Raw genomic sequence first — 1,014 nt, 5'->3', positions numbered from 1 at the left:
CTTTCTACACCAGCCCTTTTGTTAGTAAGCTTGATATATTCTTTTGTTTGCATTAATTCACGAATCTTACTGTTACTATAACTTTTATTGCTAAACTTAATACTATAGCCCTTTTTTCTTTTTTGCTAGGGCATTGATTACGTAGTGGAGAATTTTCACATTGTTCATTCTTAAATTTCGCTGTATGGCTATTTTTACTAAAATAGCTCATTTGTGGTATTTCCTTATTAGGGCATAAGACTATTTTTTGCGTTTTTTCATCTACTTCAAAAGAACTATATGGTAATTTCTCCTGTGTTAGTGTTTTCCTACTAATTGACCTGGTTTTAACATAATTCCTTGTTTTTTGGCTTTTTGATTCATTTTATAAGAATAATATGCACCATCTATTAATATATTAACTTCTGGTACTTCACCAAGAGCATCTATCACATCTTCACAAAATCTAATATCAGAATAGGTGTTAGGTTTAAAATCATAATGTGTGATAACACCACTATCCTCATTAAAACTTTCTACTAGATTTGCAACATATCCTACATTTCCACTATATTTCTCTCTATAAGTTGCATCTGGATCACTTAGATTTTGAAGTAGTTCAGAGTGAAGGTTCTTTCCATCTTTAGGAACAGTTTTACCTTCTTCATTTACTTCTACTTGTTCTTCTAGAAGACACTTTAATAGTTTAAACGCTTCCTGAGTATCATATTTTGAACATATCTCTTTAAAAATGATGGAATGTCCTAACAGCCATTCTAATTGAGGATATTTCACAATTCAAAAGTTGCCTTCTGTGGATAAAATTGATTTTTATAAAAAAGTTCAAAAATGGCGTTATTCAGTTCAGCCAGTAAAATTTGATGTTTTTTATCCACAAGCTTTGTTACAATATTTTTTTAATTACTTAGAGTTATGCTGATACAGTTTGATTTTTTTGAGCATCATTTAATCTTGACGCAAGCAGAGCAATACAACAAATGTCCATAAATACTTTTGCTTTTTTCATTGTTGGTA

At 30.0% G+C, this 1,014-nt stretch carries 1 protein-coding gene; it reads right to left on the bottom strand.

All coding sequences use genetic code 11. The features are described from left to right. Positions 1-297: 297 nt before the first annotated feature. The gene (locus JCM14822_RS18705) at positions 298-774 is read right to left on the bottom strand and encodes a hypothetical protein (protein WP_054744166.1); all 477 of its coding nucleotides are present in this window, start codon (positions 772-774) and stop codon (positions 298-300) included. Positions 775-1,014 lie beyond the last annotated feature (240 nt).

Origin of the sequence: Cellulosilyticum ruminicola JCM 14822 (assembly GCF_001311925.1) — a bacterium.
GTDB lineage: Bacteria > Bacillota > Clostridia > Lachnospirales > Cellulosilyticaceae > Cellulosilyticum > Cellulosilyticum ruminicola.
Note: the sequence above shows the minus strand (reverse complement) of the source record. Positions and strands in the feature narration are given on the sequence as shown.